Origin of the sequence: Peribacillus sp. Bi96, from assembly GCF_918698115.1 — a bacterium.
Taxonomy (GTDB): domain Bacteria; phylum Bacillota; class Bacilli; order Bacillales; family DSM-1321; genus Peribacillus.
In genome coordinates, this window is the sequence record NZ_CAKKLV010000074.1 from 1 (window position 1) to 1,105 (window position 1,105).

Genomic DNA, 1,105 nt, shown 5'->3' on the forward strand with positions numbered 1-1,105 from the left:
CTCGCTATCTAAAACATGGGATGGAAGGACTTGCTTCATCCTATACAAATTACACTCTGCCCTTTAAACTAGAGGTACTTAAATATATGAACGAATATGGGGCATCAATCAACGAGACCGCTGTACACTATAACCTTCCTTCCGATTCTACACTTTTGAATTGGGCAAATCAGTTGAAGGAAGGAGGTATAGACGCCCTTAAACCAAAGAAAAAGGGGCGTCTATCCATGAAAAAAGAAACCAAGAAAACATCGCCAGCAAATGGCTCTCAAGAAGCACTTCTTGCCGAATTAGAATACTTACGTGCAGAGAATGCCTATCTAAAAAAGTTGAATGCCTTAGTTCAAGAAAAGGAAGCCTTACAAAGAAAGAAAAAGCGAAAGTAGTCCATGAACTAAGGAGACAATTTGATTTAAATCTGCTTCTATCCATTTCTAAAATGGCACGGAGTACGTACTATTATTGGGTAAACGCCTTCGGGCGTGAGGATAAATATACAGAAATTAAATCCCTTATCAAAGAGATTTTCCATACGCATAAAGGGCGTTATGGGTATCGGCGTATCACCCTAGAATTACGTAACCGAGGTGCTCGCATCAATCATAAAACAGTTCTCCGATTGATGAATGAACTAGGATTGAAGTCATTGGTTCGCATGAAGAAATACCGTTCGTACAAAGGGGAAATCGGCAAGATTGCGCCCAACATTCTAGCACGTGATTTCAAGGCGGCAAAGTCAAATGAAAAATGGGTGACAGACGTCACAGAATTCCATCTAGCTGGGGAGAAACTATACTTATCGGCCATTCTTGATCTGTTTAATGGAGAAATCATCGCCTATAATATCGAATCTCGGCCTGTTTATCCGCTCGTTTCCAAAATGCTGGATAAAGCCTTTGATCGCTTGGAATCGAAAGATTCACCCATTCTTCATTCAGATCAGGGCTGGCATTATCAGATGAAACAATACTCCCATGATTTGAAAAGACATAACATTACACAAAGCATGTCCCGCAAAGGAAATTGTCTCGATAATGCGGTGATTGAAAACTTCTTTGGCTTATTAAAATCCGAATTACTCTATCTTCAAGAATTTGAAAGCATG

At 39.9% G+C, this 1,105-nt stretch carries 1 pseudogene; it reads left to right on the plus strand.

The annotated features are described in order from the left end of the window. Positions 1-1,105, plus strand: a pseudogene (locus tag LQ203_RS27345) (IS3 family transposase); the annotation flags it as partial.